A 19,306-nucleotide genomic window follows, 5' to 3' on the forward strand; every position below is an offset into this window, starting at 1 on the left:
ATACCTCTTCCCAGCCGGGCGCCGCCAATGAGTTTCGCGGCAGGTTTCCAATCGCGGTTGAATCGTGCGGCCAGCACGGTATTCCCCACAACGCCGACGACAGCAACCTGCCATCACCGCGCAGGAATTCTCACCAGCCGGGCTCCGTCGGCGGGCGGAAATCCCCACGAAGCCGAGACATGGCGTCACCGACGGCGGCCACCGAGTCGAACAGTGGGACGCTGATCCTGCGTTCGGGTGCCTCGGGCATGCGGTCGGCGGGACCGGTCAGGGCCAGCGCGGCCACCACCCGGGCGTCGGGACCGCGCACCGGAGCGGCGTAGGTGACGCTCCCGGGCAGCATCCGGTCCGGCCCGTAGGCCCAGCCCCGGCGGCGCACGAGGGCGAGTTGGGCCGCGGTGAAGCGAGCGTGGTTCAGGCCGTGGAATACCGCGTCGGGTTCCGCCCAGGCCAGGAGCACCTGGGCGACGGGCCCCGTGGAGGCCGGCCGCGGTGTGCCGAGCGGCACGTTCCCCGCGTCGCCCGATCCGGTGCACGCCGCGACACACACCTGCAGGCCGTCCCAGCGACGGTGCAGTCGGGCATCGAGGCCGGTCTCCTGGTGGAGTTCGGACAAGAAGGGCCCGGCGGTCCCGGCCAGCCGGTCGTGGCGCACCCGGACCCCCGCCGGGTCGAGTCGAGAGCCGAGCACGAAGCGGCCCTGCGAGTCACGGCCGAGCAACCCCAGCCGTTCCAGGGCGAGAGCGAGGCGGTGGATCGTCGGCCTGGTCAGACCGCTGCACTTCACGAAGTCGCCCAGAGAGGCCGGGCCCTCCTCGACGATCTGGAGCAGCAGGGCGGCCTTGTCGAGCACGCCGATCCCGCTCGGCGTACGGAGTTGGACCACCACGCTCATCGCACCCGTTCCAACCGCGCGCGGATGTCCTCCAGCAGGGCGTCCCGCTGGTCCGTCAGGTAGAAGTGGCCGCCCGGCAGCGCTTTGAGGTCGAAGCCCTTCGGCGCGACACTCGACCACTCGGCGACCTCCTCGCCGGTGAGGCCCGGGTCGCCGGCCCCGAGGTAGCCGACGACGGGGCAGCCGAGCGGCGCGCCCGGCCGGGCGGCGTACCGGTCGACGGCCTCGAAGTCGGCGCGGATCGCGGGCAACAGCAGCTCGCGCATGTCCTCGTCGTCGAGCAGGGCGGCGTCGGTGCCACCCAGGCGCCTTATCTCGTCGACGAGTTCCGCGTCTGTGCCGGGCCGGGAACCGGCCGGCACCCGCCCGTCGGCGGCAGCCCGCAGCCACCGGCCGCGCGGGGCGACCAGGTGAGGGGGCTTGCGGCAGGAGACCATCAGAAGTGCGGCGGCGGTGCCGTGGTGCGCCTCGAGCCGATGGGCGATCTCGTAGGCCACGGACGCGCCCATGCTGTGCCCGAAGAGTGCCAACGGGGCGTCGAGGTACGGCGGCAGCTCGGCGGCGAGCCCGTCGGCGAGTTCCTCGATCGAGGTCAGCGGGGTCTCCGCGATGCGTTCCTGCCGTCCCGGGTAGCGCGCGGTGAGCACCTCGACGTCGTCGCCGAGGGCCCTGCCCCAGCTGTGGAAGAAGGTGGCTGAGCCGCCCGCGTGCGGCAGGCAGAGCAGCCGCGCACGGGGCGGGGCCGGACTGGCGTACCGGCGCAACCAGATGGTTGCGGTGGCGGGTGCCATGGCGATGGGTCTCCTCACTGCGCCGGTTCGGGCGCCTCAGTCCAGCGCGCCCGGGGTGTCCACGGAAGCGACCTCGGTGTCCGGGGTGATCCGGCGGATCAGCCCGGCCAGCGTGCGCGCGGGCCCGATCTCGACGAGCCGCCGGCAGCCGAGCGGGCCGACCAGGGTGCGCACGCTCTGCTCCCACAGCACCGGCGAGGTGAGCTGGCGGGCACTGAGTTCCGGCCAGGCCGCTCCGTCCGAGTGCGGTTCGGCGTCGGCGTTGGCCACCACCGGCAGGTGGGTCGGGGCGAAGGCGGACTTCTTCAGCGCAGTGGCCAGGGCTTCCGCTGCGGGGGCCATATAGGGGCTGTGGAAAGCGCCGCCGACCTGGACGCGGATCATCTTGGCGCCGATGGAAGGCGCCTCCTGCTCGATCCGGTCGATGCCCTCGAGGGAGCCGGACACCACGGTCTGACCCGGTGCGTTGACGTTCGCGACCCACACCTCGAGGCCGCTCTCGCGCAGCCGCTCGGCCAGCGCGGCGACCTCCTCAAGGGGCGCGGCGACAAGGACGCCCATGGTGCCCTCGCGAGCTTCGGCGGCTCGCCGCATGGCACGGCCGCGCGAGGCCACCAGCTCGGCGGCGGCGGTGACGGTGAGCGCCCCCGCGGCGGCGAGGGCGGCGTACTCGCCGAGGCTGTGTCCGGCGCAGGCGACCGGGACGCCTCCCAGCGCGTCACGGCGCACGGCCTCCGCGTGCGCGATGACCGAGACGGTGAACACGGCGAGTTGCGCCAGGTCGGTACGGCGCAATTGCTCGCCCGGCGTGCGCAGCAGGAGTTCCGGGAGGTCCTCTCCCACAGCCTCGGAAACGTCCCGGGTGATTTCCCAGGACGGGGTTTCCCGCCAGGGCTCACCCATTCCCTCTTTCTGCGTCCCCTGTCCGGGAAAAACCAGACCTGTCGGCAGACCAGTCACGACCCCACCTTCCACACGAATTCACCATGGAGGACGGGGATCCGTACCCGACGAGAGCGAGTACGGATCCCCGTACACCGGGGCGGCCCATGGAGCGAGGGGTGCCGGAGCCGCCGGGACGAAATTCCGCACCTTCGAGCGGTCGCGAATCCCGTTCCTCGGGCTCCATCCAATGAGGGGACGCGCCCTGCGGCAACCGAGGCTTCAGGAAGCTGCCAGGAATTTCAGGCCTCGCGTCGGCCGAGGTGGCTGCCGCGTGGTGCGGGACGCGGCAGCAGGCCCAGTTCCACGGCCCTGGCCCCGGCCTGGAAGCGGCAGTTGGCGCCGAGCAGGGCCATGATCTCGGCGACGTGGCGCCGGTAGGTGCGGATGGAGATCCCGAGATCGCGCGCGGCGACCTCGTCGGTCACACCTGCACACAGGGAACTGAGCACCCGCCGGGTCAGGCCGCCCCGGTCACGGTCGTCGAACAACAGGCGCTCGCCCGCGGGTACCGCGTTGCGCCACACGCTTTCGAAGAGGGTGTGCAGCGTATACACCAGTTCCGGCACCCTGACCACGGAGGCCCGGCAGCCGACCGCCGACTCCGCGACGACGAAGCCGACCTCGCCGTCGACGATGACGGCCCGCAGCGGCGGCACCCTGGCGAACCGCACCTCCACCGGCCGGTCCACGGCCCGCTGTGCGCGGACGAACTCCTCGTCCACCAGGTCCTGGCTGGTCAGCAGCCGCACCGACACGGTGTCCTGGACGCCCTGGACGAGTTCCCGTCCCGCCCGTGCGCTGCGCGCCGGCTCCCGCTCAGCACCGGGCATGCGGGCGTGCACGATGTCTATCGTGCTGGAGGCGTCGGCGACGAGATCCGCCATCAGGTCGCGCACCTCCTGGTAGCCGCCGTCGACCACCCTGATCCTTGTCTCCTGGAGACTGCGGTCACGGTGGATGGCCACCGTGGAATCGATCAGGCTCTGCACCTGGAGAAGCGCCTGCTCCAGTCTGTCCTTGGGCCCGTCCGGCACCTCATGCTCCGTTCCCCCGTTGAACTTCCCTGTCATGGCCGGGGCGTGGGGCCCGCGGCCGCGATGCACGTGGCGGCGGAGCGGAACCCCGGTGTGCCGAGGCCGCGCATCACGCCACGTTGTGCGACCTACTTCTGCAGCAGTCCCAGTTCCACAGCGCGCATACCGGCCTGGAAGCGGGACGAGGCGCCGAGTTCGCGCATGATCTCGGCGACGTGACGCCGGTAGGTCCGCAGGGAGACGCTGAGTTCACGGGCCGCCACGTCGTCGGTGCGGCCGACCAGCAACCGCTCCAGGATCCGGCAGGTCTGCTCACTGCGCAGCCGGGGGCTGAGCGCGAGGTGGTCGTCGAGCCTGCGGCAACGCGACCAGGCGCCGGCGAAGAGCAGTTCCACGGCGCGCGCCGCCGCGGCGTCGGTCACGACGGTCGCCTGACCGCCGCCGTCCGGCGCGCCGCAGACCATGGCCCGGGAGCCGTCCACCACGACCGCGTTGCGCAACACGACCTCCGAGTAGCGCACTTCGAAGCGGGAGTCGGCCGAGTCGCCCAGTCCGGCGAGGAAGGCGCGGTCGGCGGCCGGTGCTGCGAGGAGCACCCGGACCATCGGGCCGGGCTTCCGCGCGGCCAGCAGTTCCTTCACGGTGTCACTGAACGCGTCGTCACTGGACAGCGAGACACACACCGAGTGGCGGGCCTGGCCGAGGAGTTGCGCGAGGGCGTCGCGGAGCGCGGAGACGCTGGTGTGGATGCCGTCGGCCCCGACCGCGGGGTGGCGCCGGTAGAGCGAGACGGTCGACTGGATGACTGCCCGGGCCTCCAGCAGGGCCTCTTCGAGCTCCGCGGCCCCCGCCGCGGCGGACGGAGCACGCATGTCTGACGACGCAACGACAGCATTGATCACTGGTTCCCCCGAACCTACTAGCACATCGTGTAAATCCGGTAAACGCAGTTAAACCCGGCGTCGACGGTGCAACCCCCCAAAGCCTTGCGCGGGGAATGCAGTCACCATGCTTGATCGACGCGCGAGTTAGTCAGCGTAAAAAGCCGGACGCCGGGCGACGTTAACCCACCGGCTCACCGTGGTCAAACGCGGATTGACACCGGAAGCGGCAACGATCCCCACCCTTCCCGAGGCGCCATTACCAGGCCGAGGGGGAGCTGCTTCAAATCTCTGACAGCAAGATGCAGACGCCCGCCCGCCAGCCCACGGAATGACTCACTCCGCTTTACTCTGAGATGCAAATACATCGCTCCACGTTGCGACCACGTCCGGTTCCTGCCAGCCGCACCCGCCCGCGACCAGCGGCGAACCGCGAACGGGGCCACGATGACCAGCGCAAACGCCACCCATTCCACACACGGCGCCCGAATTACCCACTCGCCAGGTCACCGAAGGGTGATCGATGCTGCATTCACGCAACCGAAATCCGGGAAACGTAACGGTCTCACCACGGCTTTCCGGCGCATACACCAAGAAGGTTAGGGAGACGAATTGACGTTGAAAGTCGAATCAAATCTCCGGGGCGTCGGCGGCGGGGCCGATCAAGACGCATATGCGCTCACTGTCCCTGACCGGGTCGAACGCGTCGCTCAAGACGCCGGGGCGCAGTCCACGGACCCGTTCAGCATGGTGGGCGTCACTTGGAACGGCGCGCACGCCAAGCTGCGCGGCACGGTGGAGGTGCGCACCCGTTCCGCCGCCTCCTCCCGGTGACGGGCGCGATCGCGGTCGGCGCGGGTGTGTCCCAGCGCTTCCTGCCGACGTTCGGCCCCAACCCGTTCATGGTGGCCGACTCGGAGTTCGTGGGGATCGGGCCGGTGTGGCAGACCTTCATCCAGCCCGACCGCTCCTATCCCGGCGGAGTCCTGGGGCCGATGCCGGTGTTCGGCGTCGGCATGGGCCTGAACTTCGTGACGGCCACCGTCACCGCCGTCACCGGTGTCGCCCAGCATGAGGCGGGCGCGGCCTCCGGCACCTCTCCGCCGTTCCCGAGGCCGGCAGACCGTGCAGCGGATACACGAAGAACGGGCGGCGGTCACAGAGAGTTCCTGCCGAGCACGCAGGGTTCACCACCGGTCAGCGAGGCCCGGCACCAGCACGGTCCGGGGAGTCACGGAGATGGGCTCGGCGTACCGACCCGTCCTCGGCGCACCGAACCGTCAGAGCCCCGTGGGCACCCAGTCCGGCAGTGCTTCGGTCCGCTCGGCCCATTCCGCGGGCGGCGTCCCCGCCTTGCCGGCGGCCAGCACGCCGCCCACGATGGCGCACGTCGTGTCGACGTCCCCACCCACCTGGGCGGTTGTCCAGAACGCCGTCTCGAAGTCACCGAGGCTCCGCGCCGCGGACCACACGGCGAAGGGGACGGTGTCGTGGGCCGTGGTACGCCGCCCGCACCCCAGGACAGCCGCGACGGTGGCCGCATCGCCGTAGTCGAGCATGTCCCGGGCACGGCGGAGACCCTGGCCGACGGCGCTCTTCGGCACCAGGGCGATGACTCCGTCCAGCAGCGCCTCGGGACTGGGCGGCCCGTCCGGCGAGCCGGCCAGTGCGGCGGCCGCGGCGACGGCCATGGCCCCGACCACGGCTTCCCGGTGCTGGTGCGTGGGATAGGCCGAGATCTCCGCCTGATGGGTGGCCTGCTCCGGATCGTCCGCGTACCAGGCACCCAGAGGTGCGATCCGCATCGCCGCGCCGTTGCCCCAGGACCCCCGTCCGTTGAAGAGCCCGGCGGCCAGCTCACGCCAGTCCCCGCCCTCCCGGACGAGGCGCAGCAGTCGGTTGACCGCGGGTCCGTAGCCCCGGTCGAAGTCGTGGTGCTCGGCGAAGGAGCGGGCCAGCGCATCCTGGTCGACGCGCTGGTGGGCGGCGAGCACGGCGACCACGGAGCAGGCCATCTCGGTGTCGTCCGTCCACTGCCAGGGTCCTGCGGGCAGCTCGCGGCTCTTCAGCAGGGGGTAGTTCGCCGGCACGAAGTACTGGGAGCCCAGGGCGTCGCCCACGGCAAGCCCGCGCAGGCTCGACAGGGCGCGTTCCAGTCGGCCGGGGGAAGAGGAATCAGCGGTCATCGCCCTGCCACCCTATCCGGTGGCCCCAGTACGGCACCGGCTCGCGCCAGCGCTCGAAGGGCCGGTCGAGTGTGTACCTGCCGTCCTCCCCCAGAACGAGCATCCGCATCTCGGCGTTCCCGGGATTGGCCAGCGACTCGAATTCCGCGACCGTCCAGTGGAACCAGCGCATGCAGAACAGCCGCATCGCGAGGCCATGCGTCACCAGGAGTACGTTCGGCGGGTGGTCCGGGGCCTCGAAGCTGCGGAAGAGGCTCTCCAGGAAGCCGCCGACCCGGTCGTACACGTCGGCACCCGACTCTCCCTGCGGGAACCGGAAGAAGAAGTGGCCGTAGGCGTCGCGGTAGGCCTTCTGCAGGCGCACGTCGTCCCGGTCCTGCCAGTTGCCCCAGTCCTGCTCGCGCAGTCTGGGCTCCTCGCGGACGCGCACGAGGTCGGGGTCGAGGTGGAAGGCGTCAAGCGTCTCGTGCGTACGGCGGTACGGGGACACGTACACGCTCACGCGCTCCCGGCCGAAGAGTTCCCGCAGTCTCCTGCCGGTCTCCTCGGCCTGCCTCCGACCGCGCTCGGTCAGCGCGAGTGCGTGGTCGGGCTCGCGTTCGTACACGGAGTCGTCAATGTTGCCGGTTGACTCGCCGTGCCGGACAAGGACGATGCGCCGTGGTCGTGCCATGCCAAAACCCTAGATCGAGTGGGGGAAGGTCGAGCACCCGTACGGGCCTCATACGGCGTAGGTCACACAAATCCAGCGTCTCGCGCTCTCGGTGGACCGCGTGCGACGCACCGAGGCGGTGCGTTTGAGTTTCAAACCATGTCATGCCGGGCTCAGACCGTCCAGGTCGGCTCCAGCTCCACGATGTCACCCGAGAGCGCCGCGACGTCCGCCTCCGTCTGGGCGCGCAGGGCAAGGCGTTCCACGCGCTCGGTGCGGTACTTTCCGTGCTCGGCGGCCGACCGCCACATCGACAGGACCAGGAACTCCTGCTCGGGCGCCTCGCCGAACATGCCGCGGATCATGCCCGGCGAACCGGCCATCGCGGGGTTCCAGACCTTCTCCTGCATGAGGGCGAAGTGTTCCACGCGTTCTTCATGCACCTGGCACAGGGCCACGCGGATCAGATCGGCGTCGGTGAACCGCGGCTCGAAGCCCGTCTTCACATCGAAGCGGTACTCGAAGAGCTTGACCTGGGCGTCCTTGAACGTGCCGACCTGGGCGGCCGCCAGGCGGTCGTGGGAGCGGGCCATGAAGGAGTCGTAGAAGGCGCGGCTCTCCCAGAAGGCGAAGACGTGCGCCACCCCCTGCCGCTGCCGGCTCCAGCCTCCGCCCTGTCCCCGAAAACCCGGCTCCCCCGGAAGCCCCGCCCATTTCCGCTGCCCCCGCTCGAAGCCGCGGCGGTCCACCACGGTGCAGCGAATCCACTTGACCAGCACCGCGCCATCGTACGGCCAGCGGGCGTGGCGTCGGTCACGCTCCGGCGGAGATCTCCCGCGCGTGCGCCCCGGCGGCCATGGCACGATGGACAAACAGGCCTGACTCTGCGTGAGTTGGGGGTGACGGATCTTCAGGGGGAAGGGGGAGCCTGGTGACCGGCTTCAGCAAGGGACTCCACAAGGTCGAGGTCGCGCTCAAGTGGGATCCGAGTCCGGCGGGTCAGCCGCCCACCGATCTCGACATCGTCGCCGGGACGTTCGTGTCGGACGACGCCTATGGAACTCCGGCCTATCTGGTGCATTTCGACAGCCGCTCACCGGACGGCACCATCTTCCTCAACCGGGACAGCACGGATGGCCGGGGGTTCGGGTGGGACGAGGTGATGACGCTGGAACTCGACCGCCTCGACGGCCGCTACGCGCGCGTGGTGGTGGGTGTCGTCATCCAGCAGCGCCCCGGGCCCAAGACGTTCGTCAACGTGCTGAATCCGGCCATGCGGATCCGGGAGGGCTACACCGTGCTCGCCGAGGACGACTTCGGTTCGGTTCTGGGGGCGACGGCCGCCGCGATCGCCGAGTTCGTGCGCGACGACTCGGGCGAGTGGGCGTTCCGTCCCGGCGTGCGCGGATTCGACGAGGACCCGGCGGACTTCACCCGGGTCATGGGCAGGGCGCACCGGCCGTGAGGCCGCAGCCGCACACGGGTAAGGGGCGCCGGCCATTGCCGACGCCCCCTACCTCAGAAACCGCGTGTCATCAGCTGCAGCCGCTGGTCGAGCCGCAGCCCTCGCAGATGTAGCAGGAACCGGCCCGCTGCATCTTCGTCCCGCAGGAGAAGCACAGCGGGGCGTCGGCCTGGATGCCCAGCTGCATCTCCACCAGCTCGGCGCTGGTGTGGGCCTGCTTCGGGGCGGGCTCGGCCGCCTCGACCTCGGCCTTCGGCGTGGCGACCGCCTTCAGCTCCTGGGCGCGCGGCGCCGACTGGGCCAGGCCTTCGACGTCGACCTCGTCGTCGTCGAGGGACTGCTCGTAGGAACCCGTCTCCAGGTGACGCTGGCGCTCCTCGGCGGAGTGGATGCCGAGCGCGGAGCGCGTCTCGAAGGGCAGGAAGTCCAGCGCCAGGCGGCGGAAGATGTAGTCGACGATCGACTGAGCCATCCGCACGTCCGGGTCGTCCGTCATGCCGGCCGGCTCGAAGCGCATGTTGGTGAACTTCGAGACGTACGTCTCCAGCGGCACGCCGTACTGCAGACCGACGGAGACGGCGATCGAGAAGGCGTCCATCATGCCGGCGAGGGTGGACCCCTGCTTGGACATCTTCAGGAAGACCTCGCCGAGACCGTCGTCCGGGTAGGAGTTCGCCGTCATGTAGCCCTCGGCGCCGCCGACCGTGAAGGAGGTGGTGATACCCGGGCGGCCCTTGGGAAGGCGCTTGCGGACGGGGCGGTACTCGATGACCTTCTCGACCGTCTCGCGGATGGTCGCCTCGGCCTTCTCCGTGACCTCGGCCTTCTCCTTCTCCTTGGTCTTGGCGGAGAGCGGCTGGCCGACCTTGCAGTTGTCGCGGTAGATCGCGAGCGCCTTGACGCCGAGCTTCCAGGCCTCGTAGTAGATCTCCTCGACCTCCTCGACGGTCGCCGTCTCCGGCATGTTGACCGTCTTGGAGATGGCGCCGGAGATCCACGGCTGGATCGCGGCCATCATGCGGACGTGGCCCATCGGGGAGATGGCGCGCTCGCCCATGGCGCAGTCGAACACCTCGTAGTGCGCGGGCTTGAGACCGGGGGCGTCGATCACATTGCCGTGCTCGGCGATGTGGGCGACGATCGCCTCGATCTGCTCCTCCTGGTAGCCCAGGCGGCGCAGGGCCTGCGGGACGGTGCCGTTGACGATCTGCATCGAGCCGCCGCCGACGAGCTTCTTGAACTTGACCAGCGCGAGGTCGGGCTCGACACCGGTGGTGTCGCAGGACATCGCGAGGCCGATGGTGCCGGTCGGGGCGAGGACGGACGCCTGGGAGTTACGGAAACCGTTCTTCTCGCCGAGGCGGACGACGTCCTGCCAGGCCTCCGTGGCGGCGGCCCACACCGGGGTGTCCAGGTCGTCCATGCGGACGGCCGTGCCGTTGGCGTCGGAGTGCTGCTTCATGACGCGGTTGTGGGCGTCGGCGTTGCGGGCGTAGCCGTCGTAGGGGCCCACCACAGCGGCCAGCTCGGCGGAGCGGCGGTAGGCCGTGCCCGTCATCAGGGAGGTGATGGCGCCGGCCAGGGCGCGGCCGCCGTCGGAGTCGTAGGCGTGCCCGGTGGCCATCAGCAGCGCGCCGAGGTTGGCGTAGCCGATGCCGAGCTGGCGGAACGCGCGGGTGTTCTCGCCGATCTTCTGGGTCGGGAAGTCCGCGAAGCAGATCGAGATGTCCATCGCGGTGATGACCAGCTCGACGACCTTCTGGAAGCGCTCGGTCTCGAAGGACTGGGTGCCCTTGCCGTCGTCCTTGAGGAACTTCATCAGGTTCAGCGAGGCCAGGTTGCAGGACGTGTTGTCCAGGTGCATGTACTCGCTGCACGGGTTCGACGCGGTGATCCGGCCGGACTCGGGGCAGGTGTGCCAGTTGTTGATGGTGTCGTCGTACTGGATGCCCGGGTCGGCGCAGGCCCACGCGGCCTCGGCGATCTTGCGGAAGAGCGCCTTGGCGTCGACCTCCTCGATGACCTCACCGGTCATACGGGCACGCAGGCCGAACCTGCCCGCCGCCTCGACCGCCGTCATGAACTCGTCGTTCACACGGACCGAGTTGTTGGCGTTCTGGTACTGGACGGACGTGATGTCGTCGCCGCCCAGGTCCATGTCGTAGCCCGCGTCGCGCAGGACGCGGATCTTCTCCTCTTCCTTGACCTTGGTCTCGATGAAGTCCTCGATGTCGGGGTGATCGACGTCGAGCACGACCATCTTGGCGGCGCGGCGGGTGGCACCACCGGACTTGATGGTGCCGGCGGAGGCGTCGGCGCCGCGCATGAAGGAGACGGGACCGGAGGCGTTGCCGCCGGAGGAGAGCAGCTCCTTGGAGGAGCGGATGCGGGAGAGGTTCAGGCCGGCGCCGGAGCCGCCCTTGAAGATCATGCCCTCTTCCTTGTACCAGTCGAGGATCGACTCCATGGAGTCGTCGACGGACAGGATGAAGCAGGCGGAGACCTGCTGGGGCTGCGGGGTGCCGACGTTGAACCAGACGGGGCTGTTGAAGCTGAAGATCTGGTGCAGGAGGGCGTAGGCCAGCTCGTGCTCGAAGATCTCGGCGTCGGCGGGCGAGGCGAAGTACTTGTAGTCCTCGCCGGCCTTCCGGTACGTCTTCACGATGCGGTCGATCAGCTGCTTGAGGCTGACCTCGCGCTGCGGGGTGCCGACGGCGCCCCGGAAGTACTTGCTGGTGACGATGTTGACCGCGTTCACCGACCAGAAGTCGGGGAACTCGACGCCACGCTGCTCGAAGTTGACCGAGCCGTCGCGCCAGTTGGTCATGACGACGTCACGGCGCTCCCAGGTCACCTCGTCGTACGGGTGCACGCCGGGGGTGGTGTGGATGCGCTCGATGTGCAGTCCCTTGTTCCCCGCCTTGCCGCCCTTGGCTCGGGAACCTCGTGCCGGACCGCTCGCCGTCTCTGTCATGCCGCCTCCCTGTCGGGCGAAAACGCCCTGAAGTGCCCCGATTGTTCCCGTGGCACGTGTTCTGTCTTGTGTTGCGGGCACCCTCAGTCGCCACCCGCAACAGGTCTTCGGTCGCCGCCTCCCGGCCGGAACCCGGGTCTCCCGGTTTCCGGCCCGCCGGTCAGTCGGCGGCGTGCGCGGGCACGGGGACCTCACCGGTCCCGCAGGGCCCGCTTTCCTCTTCCTTGCTCCCCGCTCCCGCGTCTTCGTCATCCGCGACGGGGCCTCGCGTCGCCTCCCGCAGTTCCGCGATGGCGGCCTCGAAGTCCTCGAGCGAGTCGAATGCCCGGTAGACGGAGGCGAATCGCAGATACGCGACGAGGTCCAGCTCCTGCAACGGGCCGAGTATGGCCAGCCCCACGTCATGGGTGGTCAGCTCGGCGCTTCCGGTGGCCCGCACCGCCTCCTCGACCCGCTGGCCGAGCTGGGCGAGTGCGTCCTCGGTGACAGGCCGCCCCTGGCATGCCTTGCGCACACCATTGATGACCTTGGTACGGCTGAAAGGCTCAGTGACTCCGGACCGCTTGACCACCATGAGCGAGCACGTCTCCACGGTCGTGAAACGACGGGAGCAGTCAGGACACTGGCGGCGCCTGCGGATCGACGTGCCGTCGTCGGTCGTACGACTGTCGACCACGCGGCTGTCGGGGTGCCTGCAGAAGGGACAGTGCATGATCTCCAACCCTCCTCACAGCAGACTCAACAGCCTCACCAGACCCATGGGCCCCGCGAAGCAGCCCTAAGCATAGGCGATCGCGGAGCCATCCCGGACCGGGGGGACCACAACTTGTGGGCTGCTGTAGCCATCCAACCACTACATGTGGGGATTGGCTCATACACAGAGGCGAACTCGCGTGTCGGCAGCAGACGACCGGCACCGGCGGTCACCGGCTACCCGCCCGAACACGCGGACACACAGTCGTACCGCTGTGGCGCTTACGGAGATACCGTGGGCGCCGCACGAAGGACGCGTGGGACTCCGACACAGAACGGACCCGGGTCCCGGCGGAGCGGGTTCCGGATGGCAGACTGGGGACGGCCCACGAGGCCGAAGGCCCCGGCGGTGAAGAGTACAACAATGGTCACTTTTGTCCGCCAGGTGCCGCGTCAGCCATACACCCAGACACATGACCGCGTCAGGTGAATCGCACTTTTTCACTCGAACGTGTGTTTGGCGCAACCTTTCGAAAGCAACTACCGTTGTGCAGCAGGGAGACCATCGAGAGGGGCCGACGTGACCACCACCGCAGACAGTGCCACCATCACTGCCCAGGACCGCTCCCAGGGCCGAGTCGAGCCGGTACACGCGATGAACGAAGCCACGAATCCCGAGGGGCACAAGCGCTCTCTGCCGGGCCGACCTCCAGGCATCCGGGCCGACAGTTCGGGACTCACCGACCGGCAGCGCCGGGTGATCGAGGTCATCAGGGACTCCGTACAGCGGCGGGGTTACCCGCCGTCGATGCGCGAGATCGGCCAGGCCGTCGGCCTCTCCAGCACGTCCTCGGTCGCACACCAGCTGATGGCGCTCGAGCGCAAGGGTTTCCTGCGCCGCGACCCGCACCGCCCGCGCGCATACGAAGTGCGCGGCTCCGACCAGGCCGTGACCGTGCAGCCCACGGACACCGCCGGCAAGCCCGCCGCGTCCTACGTCCCGCTCGTCGGCCGTATCGCCGCCGGTGGCCCGATCCTCGCGGAGGAGTCCGTCGAGGACGTCTTCCCCCTCCCCCGCCAGCTCGTCGGTGACGGCGAACTGTTCGTACTCAAGGTCGTGGGCGACTCCATGATCGAGGCCGCGATCTGCGACGGTGACTGGGTCACCGTCCGCCGCCAGCCGGTCGCCGAGAACGGCGACATCGTCGCCGCCATGCTCGACGGCGAAGCCACCGTCAAGCGTTTCAAGCGCGAGGACGGCCATGTCTGGCTCCTCCCGCACAACTCGGCCTACGAGCCGATCCCCGGTGACGACGCGACCATCCTCGGCAAGGTCGTCGCCGTGCTGCGGCGCGTGTGACGGCTGCGGCGGGCGGGTCGGCCGACCCGCTCCCCTGACCGGGCCCCGGAACCCCTGCGCCGGTTCCGGGGCCCTGCGTTTGCCCTCCGGGCCGACACACCCCGCCGAAGTGGGCCCGGTCGGTTGCGCATCGCTGGGTGGCCCGGCCGGCGTCGGCCGGGCCACCCAGCGATCACTTCCCTGCCGCCTGCTCCGCCTCTGCCCGCTTCGCCGACTCGTCGATCGCCGCGAGCGACCTGCGGACCTGGTCACGGTCCGTCGTGTACCAGAAATCGGGCAGTGACGCCTTGAGATAGCTCCCGTACCGCGCCGTGGCCAGCCGCTGATCCAGTATGGCGACCACTCCGCGATCCCCTGACGCGCGTACGAGGCGACCGGCACCCTGGGCCATCAGCAGAGCGGCATGAGTGGCGGCCACCGCCATGAAGCCGTTGCCGCCCGCGTCCTCGACCGCCTTCTGGCGCGCACTCATCAGCGGATCGTCGGGACGCGGGAACGGAATCTTGTCCATGACGACCAGCTGGCAGCTGGGGCCGGGGACGTCGACACCCTGCCACAGCGACAACGTGCCGAAGAGACAGGTCTTCGGGTCGGCCGCGAAGTTCTTGATCAGCTCGCCGAGTGTCTCCTCGCCCTGCAGCAGGATCGGGAACTCGGGGATGCGGGAGCGCAGCTCCTCCGCGGCGAGCTGGGCGGCCCGCATGGACGAGAACAGCCCGAGAGTACGGCCGCCGGCCGCCTGGATCAGCTCGGTCAGCTCGTCGAGCATGTCGGCGCGGTCGCCGTCACGCGCGGGGCGCGCCAGGTGCTTGGCGACATACAGGATGCCCTGCTTGCGGTAGTCGAAGGGCGAGCCGACATCGATGCCCTTCCACTCCGGCAGATCCTCGCCTTCCACGCCTTCGGGGCCGAGCCCGAGGGAGGCGCCGACGCCGTTGAAGTCGCCGCCCAGTTTGAGGGTCGCGGAGGTGAGGACGACGCTGCGGTCCGCGAAGAGCTTTTCCCTGAGCAACCCGGAGACGGACATCGGGGCGACCCGCAGGGAGGCGCCGAAGCGGTCGTGACGCTCGTACCAGACGACGTCCCACTCCGAGCCGTTCGCGACCCGCTCCGCCACGTCGTGCACCGCCTCGACCGAGGCCAACGCCTGCTTGCGGACCGCGTCCTCGTCCTGGACCGACTTGTCACGCGTCGCGCCGATCGCGGAGATGACCGTGCGCGCGGCGTCGCGCAGCGCCATCAGGGCATAGGCGAGATCTTCGGGGATCTCCTCGAGACGGCCGGGCAGGGCCAGCTCCATCAGCCGCTCGAAGCCCTCGGCGGCGGTCTGGAGCTGATCGGCGGCCTTCTCGTTGACGAGCTTGGCGGCACGGCGCACGGCACGGTTGACCTGACCCGGAGTGAGCTCGCCCGTGGCGACGCCGGTGACGCGGGAGACGAGTTCGTGTGCCTCGTCCACGATCAGCACCTCGTGCTGGGGCAGCACCGGGGCGCCCTCGATGGCGTCGATGGCCAGCAGCGCATGGTTGGTGACCACGACTTCGGCGAGCTTGGCCCGCTCGCGGGCCATCTCCGCGAAGCACTCGGCGCCGTACGCGCACTTCGACGCGCCCAGGCACTCCCGCGACGACACCGACACCTGGGCCCAGGCCCGGTCGGAGACGCCCGGGGTGAGATTGTCCCGGTCGCCGCTCTCGGTCTCGTCCGCCCAGTCCCGCAGCCGCAGGAGGTCCTGGCCCAGCTTGCTGGTGGGCGCGGCGGCCTCGAACTGGTCGAAGAGCCCCTCCTCCTCGTCCTGCGGCATGCCCTCGTGCAGGCGGTGCAGGCACAGGTAGTTCGACCGGCCCTTGAGCATCGCGAACTCGGGGCGGCGGCGCAGCAGGGGGTGCAGGGCGTCGACCGTGCGGGGCAGGTCGCGCTCCACGAGCTGGCGCTGCAGGGCGAGCGTGGCCGTCGCGACGATCACCCGTTCTCCGTGCGCGAGCGCGGGCACCAGGTAGCCCAGCGACTTACCGGTGCCGGTGCCGGCCTGGACCAGCAGGTGGGATCCGTCGTCGATCGCCTCGGCGACCGCTTCGGCCATGGTGACCTGGCCAGGGCGCTCCGTGCCGCCGACGGCTGTGACGGCGGCATGCAGGAGTTCTGGGAGTGAGGGCTTCGTCATAGCCCGACCACCCTACGACCCGGCACTGACAAACGGGCGATCACGGCGGGGAGAGGGGGCGGGATCACGGCCGAAGCTCCTGGTGCGGTGGTGGGAGAGGGTCTGATGCGGTGGTGGGAGAAGGTCTGATGCGGTGGTGGGAGAAGGTCTGGTGGCAGGTGGAAGGAGTCCGACCGGTCGAAGACCCTGCTCAGTTGTGAACGCGCCGTCACTCGGCTGTGAACGCGCCGTCACTCGGCGCTACAGCACACGGCGCAGAATTCGGTCCCGGATCATGAGCGCGGCCCGCTTGTCCGGCAGGTCGGCCTCGGCCGCGTACCGGAAGCCGGCGCTCAGGAAGGCGGCAATGGAGGCGGTGTTGCGAAGATCCGGTTCCGCCACGACACGTGCGCAGGCAGGGCGCCGGTCGAGGACATGATCGGCCACGGCTCTCAGTAGGGCGGATCCCAGGCCCCGTCCCCGGTCCTCGGCACCACCGACGAGGAGGTGGATCCCGGTGTCATGCGGACGGGACGGATAGTGCCGGGCCAGCGGGTCCAGGTCTGCCCGGTAGATCTCCCAGTAACTCATCGGGGTGCCGTCCAGCACCCCCAGACACGGCACGCTGCGCCCATCGCCGTCGAGTTGCGCCCGCAGGTGGTCCTCCGTCCGCTTCCGTGGTCCGGCGAGTCCCCAGAATTCGGCGACGGCGGGGTCGTTCATCCAGCCATGGATCAGTGGCAGGTCACGCTCGACACGTACGGGCACCAAGTGGAACGAGCCGACGGCGGTGGCCACCGGCCCCCACGTGTGGAGTCGGTCGAGGAGACCGGGCGTCCCCACGGTGAAGAGGGCGATGTAGTCGGAGGGAAGGTGCAGATCCAGCGTGTCCTCGCTGTCCGCGTCGTCGTCCTCGACGGCGAACTTGCTGAACAGGGCGTCCCGGGCGTCGGCGAAGTCGGCTCGGGGGCCGGTGCGGCCCGGGCGGGAGGGGGCGGAGCCGGGGGCGGCGTTCGCGTCGGTGGGAGGCATGGTGCGCTCCTCTCAGGAGACGGAGTGGGTCATGGTCCTCGGAAGGGCGGGAAGTCCGGTGAGTCGCTCACGGAGAAGCGCAACGGGCTCAGGGCTGCAGGGGATTGGCGATGGTGACGTAGACGGACTGGGTGTCGACCGGGCCGACGAGCTCGTCGAGGCCACGCAGCCGGGTCAGCAGGTTGGCCTTGCAGCGCAGGACGGGTGAGTCCAGCAGGCGGCCGGGCAGGGAGGTGCGCAGAGCGCCGGGTCCCGAGACGAGGTCGGTGAGGAAGCGGCGGAAGGCCGCGAGGAGCAGTCGCTCGTCGGCCAGGCGCTGGGAGCCGAAAGCACCGATCAGTCCGAGCACGTTGTTGATGGCGAGGTAGTAGGCGAAGCGTTCGTCGGTGACCTCGTCGGTGACGAAGGTGTCGCTCCGCTCGCCGATACCGGGCAGCCGGGCATCCAGTTCGGCGCGCCGGGACGCACGGAAGTAGTACCCCTGGTTGTCGCGGTAGCGGCCACCGGCGGGCCAGCCGTCCCGGTCCAGCAGCAGCAGCGTGTTCTGCTGGTGGGCTTCGAGGGCGATGCCGGCCTCGCTGTCGAGCCAGAGCACGGGACGGACGACCTGTTCCAGGTACCGCAGGAACCACTCCGCGGCGACGGCTGCGACGGGCCGGCCGGTGCGTGCGGCGAGCCGCGCCACGAGCTGGCCCAGCCGGGAACACATCGGCCGGGCGGCCTGCTGAGGCGAGGAGTCGGGGTCCTGCTCGGACAGGGGCCGGGGGGAGACGAGTCCGGCGACGCAGCCGACATCGTCCGCGGGGGTGAACGGGTTGTGCCTGACCACCACGTCCAGGCCGGGCACCGGCGGCCCGTCCGGGCTGTCGACGGCGAGCCAGGCCGGGTCGCGGACGATGTCGAAGCCGGGGTGTACGGCCTGCCACTGCTTGAACAGGCCGGCACGCAACAGCCGGTGCACCTCGACGCCGCGATGGAGTTCCTTGCGCAGGTTCTCGCGGCGGGAGTTGGTGATGCGCAGGCCAAGCGACAGCTTGAGCATCGCCGGTCCCCCTGATCGGTGGACGGTGCGCACGGAGGAGGTGGGATGCCAGTGCGGGCCGGCGGGGCCGAGGTCGCGGAGGAGCCCGGCGTCGAGGAGCGCGGCCACGGATTCGCGGTGCCGCGCCTCGCGTGCCTGCCAAGGGTGCAGGGGCAGGGCGGTGTACCCGTCGGGCAGGGGCAGTGCGGATCCGGCGAGGCGTCGGGTGAGGTGGCCGGCGGGGACGGGACGACCGCGCTCGGTCCAGGCCGAGTCGGTGGCGAGCAGGGAGGGGGCGACAGCCATCCAGTGCAAGGGGAAGGAGCCGCGCAGCTCCGGTGAGTACCGGCGGGCTTCGGCCTCCGTCAGGCCTTCGCGGCTCTTGGGCGTCGGGTGCAGGGGATGCCCGAGGAGGAGGGCCTGCTCAGCGCTGAGGAAGAGGTCGGGGGCGTCGACGGGGTGTGCGCGCCGGTCGCGGATGAAGGTCGCGGTACGGCGGAGGGAGTCGGCCACCCTGGCCACGAGGTCGCCGCCGTCGCCGTGTCCGAAGGCGGCGGGGCCGTCGGCGGTGGAGCCGACGGGAGCGGGACCGGCGGCAGCGGCGTCCGCGGTGCGGGGGGTGCTGCCCGGCGCTACGGCGGTGTCCCTGGTGAGCGGCGCCGGGAGGGTGACGGCATCGAAAGGAGGGGCATCCTGCGGCGCGGTCTCACGGGTGAGGAGAGCCGCGAGGGTGACGGCGTCGACGGGCGGGGCGTCCTCGGGGGCGCCGGTGAAGCGCGGTGGTCCGAAGCGGTGCCAGCCCGTCAGGGACCAGTAGCGCACCGGGACGGTCAGGGAGGTGCCACTGGCGGGCAGGGCGATGTGGAGGGCACCGGTCGCGGGGGCTGCGAGGTCGGTCTCGCGTACCCAGCAGCGCAGCAGGTTCTCCGCGGCGGCGGCCTGCGCGGCGGTGCTGGGGTCGGGATCGTCCAGCGGGTCGGCGCCCGGCTCCGTCGGTCGCAGGAGTGACATGCTCCGCCGCTTCTGCTGGGGGAACGAGTCGGCGAGCGGGACGGGAGAGTTCGAGGCACCGGAGTCTCCCTGTTCGTCGGGAGCACCGGAGCGGCCGTCGGGGGTGGGGGTGTCGTTCATGACGGCTCCTGGGGCTGGGGAAGGGGTGGTGCGAGCCATTCCCGTCGTCCGCCTGGCCGCCGTTCCCTCGTGACCGGCGGCCGCCTGGCAGGCCGGGGGCCGC

Annotated in this window: 16 protein-coding genes and 1 pseudogene; 4 read left to right on the top strand and 13 right to left on the bottom strand. The window is 70.2% G+C overall.

Features of this window, described 5'->3' with window-relative positions; translation table 11 throughout:
* Positions 1-130: 130 nt before the first annotated feature.
* The 5 genes from AC07C1_RS05815 to AC07C1_RS05835 all read right to left on the bottom strand — a co-directional run bounded on the left by AC07C1_RS05815 (position 131) and on the right by AC07C1_RS05835 (position 4,537).
* Positions 131-895 carry an IclR family transcriptional regulator gene (locus AC07C1_RS05815; protein WP_478937136.1) on the bottom strand — a complete coding sequence of 255 codons (765 nt, stop codon included), beginning with the start codon at positions 893-895 and terminating at the stop codon, positions 131-133.
* Entirely contained in the window at positions 892-1,686 is a 795-nt protein-coding gene (locus AC07C1_RS05820; RefSeq protein ID WP_478937138.1) for a thioesterase II family protein, read from the bottom strand. The genes AC07C1_RS05815 and AC07C1_RS05820 overlap by 4 nt, the downstream gene beginning before the upstream one ends.
* Before the next feature lie 36 nt (positions 1,687-1,722).
* On the bottom strand, positions 1,723-2,661 hold the full coding sequence (locus AC07C1_RS05825) for an ACP S-malonyltransferase (protein ID WP_478937139.1): 939 nt from the start codon (positions 2,659-2,661) through the stop codon (positions 1,723-1,725).
* A gap of 209 nt (positions 2,662-2,870) precedes the next feature.
* Positions 2,871-3,701 (bottom strand): LuxR family transcriptional regulator, encoded by an 831-nt coding sequence (locus tag AC07C1_RS05830; protein ID WP_478937140.1) that lies wholly within the window; start codon positions 3,699-3,701, stop codon positions 2,871-2,873.
* A gap of 92 nt (positions 3,702-3,793) precedes the next feature.
* Positions 3,794-4,537, bottom strand: a complete 744-nt coding sequence (locus tag AC07C1_RS05835) for a helix-turn-helix transcriptional regulator (protein ID WP_478937141.1) — start codon at positions 4,535-4,537, stop codon at positions 3,794-3,796.
* 621 nt (positions 4,538-5,158) lie between these two features.
* Between AC07C1_RS05835 and AC07C1_RS05840 the strand changes: the two genes are divergently transcribed.
* Both AC07C1_RS05840 and AC07C1_RS05845 read left to right on the top strand, forming a co-directional pair.
* Positions 5,159-5,380: a hypothetical protein gene (locus AC07C1_RS05840; protein ID WP_478937143.1), complete on the top strand. Its 222-nt coding sequence runs from the start codon at positions 5,159-5,161 to the stop codon at positions 5,378-5,380.
* A pseudogene (locus AC07C1_RS05845) lies at positions 5,371-5,640 on the top strand (MFS transporter); the annotation flags it as partial. The gene AC07C1_RS05840 and the pseudogene AC07C1_RS05845, both read left to right, overlap by 10 nt.
* 186 nt (positions 5,641-5,826) lie before the next feature.
* Here AC07C1_RS05845 and AC07C1_RS05850 read toward each other — a convergent pair.
* The 3 genes from AC07C1_RS05850 to AC07C1_RS05860 all read right to left on the bottom strand — a co-directional run bounded on the left by AC07C1_RS05850 (position 5,827) and on the right by AC07C1_RS05860 (position 8,163).
* Positions 5,827-6,732, bottom strand: a complete 906-nt coding sequence (locus AC07C1_RS05850; RefSeq protein WP_478937144.1) for an ADP-ribosylglycohydrolase family protein — start codon at positions 6,730-6,732, stop codon at positions 5,827-5,829.
* Complete coding sequence (locus AC07C1_RS05855; protein WP_478937146.1) at positions 6,722-7,405, bottom strand: histidine phosphatase family protein; 684 nt, start codon at positions 7,403-7,405, stop codon at positions 6,722-6,724. Before AC07C1_RS05855 ends, AC07C1_RS05850 begins: the two co-directional genes overlap by 11 nt.
* Positions 7,406-7,557: 152 nt before the next feature.
* Positions 7,558-8,163 carry a YdbC family protein gene (locus AC07C1_RS05860; protein ID WP_478937148.1) on the bottom strand — a complete coding sequence of 202 codons (606 nt, stop codon included), beginning with the start codon at positions 8,161-8,163 and terminating at the stop codon, positions 7,558-7,560.
* A 152-nt stretch (positions 8,164-8,315) separates the two neighbouring features.
* Between AC07C1_RS05860 and AC07C1_RS05865 the strand changes: the two genes are divergently transcribed.
* Positions 8,316-8,849 (top strand): TerD family protein, encoded by a 534-nt coding sequence (locus AC07C1_RS05865; protein ID WP_478937149.1) that lies wholly within the window; start codon positions 8,316-8,318, stop codon positions 8,847-8,849.
* A 70-nt stretch (positions 8,850-8,919) separates the two neighbouring features.
* On the opposite strand, the gene AC07C1_RS05870 is transcribed toward AC07C1_RS05865, so the two are convergent.
* On the bottom strand, positions 8,920-11,823 hold the full coding sequence (locus AC07C1_RS05870) for a vitamin B12-dependent ribonucleotide reductase (protein WP_478937150.1): 2,904 nt from the start codon (positions 11,821-11,823) through the stop codon (positions 8,920-8,922).
* A gap of 160 nt (positions 11,824-11,983) precedes the next feature.
* Positions 11,984-12,535 carry a transcriptional regulator NrdR gene (gene nrdR, locus AC07C1_RS05875; RefSeq protein ID WP_478937151.1) on the bottom strand — a complete coding sequence of 184 codons (552 nt, stop codon included), beginning with the start codon at positions 12,533-12,535 and terminating at the stop codon, positions 11,984-11,986.
* Between the two features lie 561 nt (positions 12,536-13,096).
* Here nrdR and lexA point away from each other — a divergent pair.
* Positions 13,097-13,876 carry a transcriptional repressor LexA gene (gene lexA, locus AC07C1_RS05880; protein ID WP_333772146.1) on the top strand — a complete coding sequence of 260 codons (780 nt, stop codon included), beginning with the start codon at positions 13,097-13,099 and terminating at the stop codon, positions 13,874-13,876.
* Positions 13,877-14,048: 172 nt separating this feature from the next.
* Here the strand turns inward: lexA and AC07C1_RS05885 are convergent, their stop codons facing one another.
* The 3 genes from AC07C1_RS05885 to AC07C1_RS05895 form a co-directional block, all read right to left on the bottom strand.
* A complete protein-coding gene (locus AC07C1_RS05885; RefSeq protein WP_478937152.1) occupies positions 14,049-16,040 on the bottom strand; it encodes an ATP-dependent DNA helicase in 1,992 nt (663 codons plus the stop codon).
* Positions 16,041-16,280: 240 nt separating this feature from the next.
* Positions 16,281-17,051: a GNAT family N-acetyltransferase gene (locus AC07C1_RS05890; protein WP_478937153.1), complete on the bottom strand. Its 771-nt coding sequence runs from the start codon at positions 17,049-17,051 to the stop codon at positions 16,281-16,283.
* Between the two features lie 88 nt (positions 17,052-17,139).
* Positions 17,140-19,203 (bottom strand): IucA/IucC family protein, encoded by a 2,064-nt coding sequence (locus AC07C1_RS05895; protein WP_478937155.1) that lies wholly within the window; start codon positions 19,201-19,203, stop codon positions 17,140-17,142.
* Positions 19,204-19,306 lie beyond the last annotated feature (103 nt).

Source organism: Streptomyces sp. NPDC045022, assembly GCF_056432605.1.